Origin of the sequence: Streptomyces sp. McG3 (genome assembly GCF_018619185.1) — a bacterium.
Classification (GTDB): domain Bacteria; phylum Actinomycetota; class Actinomycetes; order Streptomycetales; family Streptomycetaceae; genus Streptomyces.
This window is the reverse complement of record NZ_JAAXYC010000495.1, coordinates 1-3525: the sequence shown is the minus strand read 5'-3', so window position 1 is coordinate 3525 and position 3525 is coordinate 1. Positions and strand designations below refer to the sequence as shown.

The window sequence follows — 3525 nt, the reverse complement described above, 5'->3', positions numbered from 1 at the left end:
GGGGTGGCGGGCAGGGTGTGCTCCGGCGTGCGCCGGGCGGTGTGCGCTCCCTGGTGCCGGGATGGCGCGGAAGTCTGGGTGCCCTTCCGCGGATCGGAGCCCTGGCGTGGCTCGGCACCCTTCCGTGGCTCGGAGCCCTTCCGGGTGGCGGAGGCCTTGGCCGTGCCGGGCGGCTTGACCGTCCCAAAGGAGCGGCGGTGGGCCTGGCGGCCGCGCCTGCGCTCGGTGAGGGTGCGCAGGCAGGTCCAGCGGGCCAGCGCGTACAGCCAGGATTGACGTTCCTCCTCGGCCGTGGGGCCCCGGGCGTCCTGCCGGTCCGCGACCGACAGGGCGGCGCCGAGCGCTTCGGCGGCCGCGTCGTGGTCGCAGAGCACGGAGAGGCAGTAGGTGAAGAGTCCGTCGAGATACGGCTCGTAACGTGCGGGCGGTCGCTGTGCCGGGGCGTGGGGCACTCGGCGGTGCGCCCGGTGTGCGCCGGGGGTGTGCGTCGGGGTCTCCAGCCTGCTGCTCGTCACCCGGCGACCGTAGGCAAAGGAGCCTATGCCCCAAGTACCCCTTGAGCACATTTAATCCTTACGGGTGAATGTATCCCTCGAAAGAGGACAGGGATCACGGATTCCGCCCGTAGTGCTCCCGTGCGCTTCCGTGCGCCCTGCGTGCGGAGAGGCCTCGCACGCCGCCGCCCGGGAGGTGTTGTCGTACCTCACCTATACGGTGGCGCCATGGCTGCCCGTACGAAATCCGCGAAGGACCGGCCGTCCTACCGCTGTACCGAATGCGGCTGGACCACCGCCAAGTGGCTCGGCCGCTGCCCCGAGTGCCAGGCGTGGGGGACGGTCGAGGAGTTCGGCGGCGCCCCCGCCGTGCGCACCACCGCGGCCGGCCGGGTCTCCACGGCTGCCGTGCCGATCGGTCAGGTCGACAGCCGGACGGCCACCGCCCGCTCGACCGGCGTCGGTGAGCTGGACCGGGTGCTGGGCGGCGGGCTCGTGCCGGGCGCCGTCGTGCTGCTGGCGGGCGAGCCGGGCGTCGGCAAGTCGACGCTGCTGCTCGACGTGGCGGCCAAGGCGGCGAGCGAGGACCACCGCACGCTCTATGTGACCGCTGAGGAGTCCGCGAGCCAGGTCCGGCTGCGGGCCGACCGGATCCGGGCGATCAACGACCACCTCTACCTCGCGGCGGAGACCGACCTGTCGGCGGTGCTGGGCCACCTGGACGCGGTGAAGCCCTCGCTGCTCGTCCTGGACTCGGTGCAGACGGTCGCCTCGCCCGAGATCGACGGCGCGCCCGGCGGGATGGCCCAGGTCAGGGAGGTCGCCGGGGCGCTGATCCGGGCCTCCAAGGAGCGCGGGATGGCCACGCTGCTCGTCGGCCACGTCACGAAGGACGGCGCGATCGCCGGGCCCCGGCTGCTGGAACACCTGGTGGACGTGGTGCTGTCCTTCGAGGGCGACCGGCACGCCCGGCTGCGGCTGGTGCGCGGCGTCAAGAACCGTTACGGGGCGACCGACGAGGTCGGCTGCTTCGAGCTGCACGACGAGGGCATCACCGGTCTCGCCGACCCCTCGGGCCTCTTCCTGACCCGCCGCGACGTGGCGGTGCCGGGCACCTGTCTGACGGTGACCCTGGAGGGCAAGCGGCCCCTGGTCGCCGAGGTGCAGGCGCTCACCGTCGACTCGCAGATCCCCTCGCCCCGGCGCACCACCTCGGGTCTGGAGACCTCCCGGGTCTCGATGATGCTCGCCGTGCTGGAGCAGCGCGGCCGGATCAGCGCGCTCGGCAAGCGGGACATCTACAGCGCGACGGTGGGCGGCGTGAAGCTCACCGAGCCCGCCGCCGACCTGGCGATCGCGCTCGCGCTGGCCAGCGCGGCCAGCGACACCCCGCTCCCGAAGAACCTGGTCGCGATCGGTGAGGTGGGGCTCGCGGGCGAGGTCAGGAGGGTCACCGGGGTGCAGCGGAGACTGGCCGAGGCACACCGTCTGGGCTTCACCCACGCGCTCGTTCCGACGGATCCGGGGAAGGTCCCGGCCGGAATGAAGGTCACGGAAGTCGCCGACATGGGCGACGCTCTGCGGGTCCTCCCGCGCCGGTCTCGTCAAGAGGCGCCGCAGCCTCGTCAGGAAGACAACGCGCGCCGGTAGACTTTGCCCTGGTCTCGCCCGCCCGTGGACACGGCATGGGGGACGCAAGGGCACCGCAACCTGTGACCGGAGGAGTGCAGTGGCAGCCAACGACCGGGCGACGACGCCCGGAAAGTCCGGCCAAGGCACCGGTAACGAGGCGCTGATGCGCGCCTCGTTGAGCGCGGTCGCGCCCGGAATGGCCCTGCGGGACGGCCTGGAGCGCATTCTCCGCGGCAATACCGGTGGGCTGATCGTGCTGGGCATGGACAAGACCGTCGAGTCGATGTGCACCGGCGGATTCGTGCTGGACGTGGAGTTCACGGCGACGCGCCTGCGCGAGCTGTGCAAGCTCGACGGGGCGCTGATCCTCGACAAGGACATGACCAAGATCCTGCGCGCCGGCGTGCAGCTGGTCCCGGACGCCTCGATCCACACGGAGGAGACGGGCACCCGTCACCGCACGGCGGACCGGGTCTCCAAGGCGTGCGGCTTCCCCGTCGTCTCGGTCTCCCAGTCGATGCGCCTGATCGCGCTGTACGTGGACGGGGAGCGGCGGGTCCTGGAGGAGTCCTCGGCGATCCTGTCCCGGGCCAACCAGGCGCTCGCCACGCTGGAGCGGTACAAACTGCGCCTCGACGAGGTGGCGGGCACGCTCTCCGCGCTGGAGATCGAGGACCTGGTCACCGTCCGGGACGTGACGGCGGTGGCGCAGCGGCTGGAGATGGTGCGGCGGATCGCGACGGAGATCGCGGAGTACGTGGTCGAGCTCGGCACCGACGGGCGCCTGCTCTCCCTCCAGCTGGACGAACTGATCGCGGGCGTGGAGCCGGAGCGGGAGCTGGTCGTCCGGGACTATGTGCCCGAGCCGACGGCGAAGCGGTCGCGCACGGTGGCGGAGGCGCTGACCGAGCTGGACGCGCTGAGCCACACGGAGCTGCTGGAGCTGGCGGTGGTGGCGCGGGCGCTGGGCTACAGCGGCTCGCCGGAAACGCTGGACTCGGCGGTGTCCCCGCGGGGCTTCCGGCTGCTGGCGAAGGTGCCGCGGCTGCCGGGGGCGATCATCGAGCGACTGGTGGAGCACTTCGGCGGTCTGCAGAAGCTGCTGGCGGCGAGCGTGGACGACCTCCAGACGGTGGACGGCGTCGGCGAGGCGCGGGCGCGCAGCGTGCGGGAGGGGCTTTCGCGGTTGGCGGAGTCGTCGATCCTGGAGCGGTACGTCTGAGATCGGCCGCACCCATGAAGCCCGGGCCGCGGCAACCAGCCCGTCCGGCGCTTGAGGGCGGAACCCCGGGCCCGGACGGGCGGTGCTCATGCGGGCCCGCCCGGCCCCGTGGGCGCGTCGCTCGTCCCCGTGGACGCTTCCGTCCTCGAACGCCGGACCGGCTGGGGACGCCCGGCC

At 72.6% G+C, this 3525-nt stretch carries 2 protein-coding genes and 1 pseudogene; 2 read left to right on the top strand and 1 reads right to left on the bottom strand.

What is annotated here, in order from left to right; genetic code table 11:
- A pseudogene (locus tag HET64_RS37575) lies at positions 1–566 on the bottom strand (hypothetical protein); the annotation flags it as partial.
- Positions 567–722: 156 nt separating this feature from the next.
- On the opposite strand from HET64_RS37575, the gene radA reads away from it, so the two are divergent.
- Both radA and disA read left to right on the top strand, forming a co-directional pair.
- Positions 723–2144 (top strand): DNA repair protein RadA, encoded by a 1422-nt coding sequence (gene radA, locus HET64_RS37570; protein ID WP_215111715.1) that lies wholly within the window; start codon positions 723–725, stop codon positions 2142–2144.
- Between the two features lie 79 nt (positions 2145–2223).
- Entirely contained in the window at positions 2224–3348 is a 1125-nt protein-coding gene (gene disA, locus HET64_RS37565; RefSeq protein ID WP_007456913.1) for a DNA integrity scanning diadenylate cyclase DisA, read from the top strand.
- Positions 3349–3525: the final 177 nt, after the last annotated feature.

Bases quoted from the DNA above. Each gene is read 5' to 3' on its own strand.
- radA (WP_215111715.1), top strand. From the start codon at position 723: ATGGCTGCCCGTACGAAATCCGCGAAGGACCGGCCGTCCTACCGCTGT.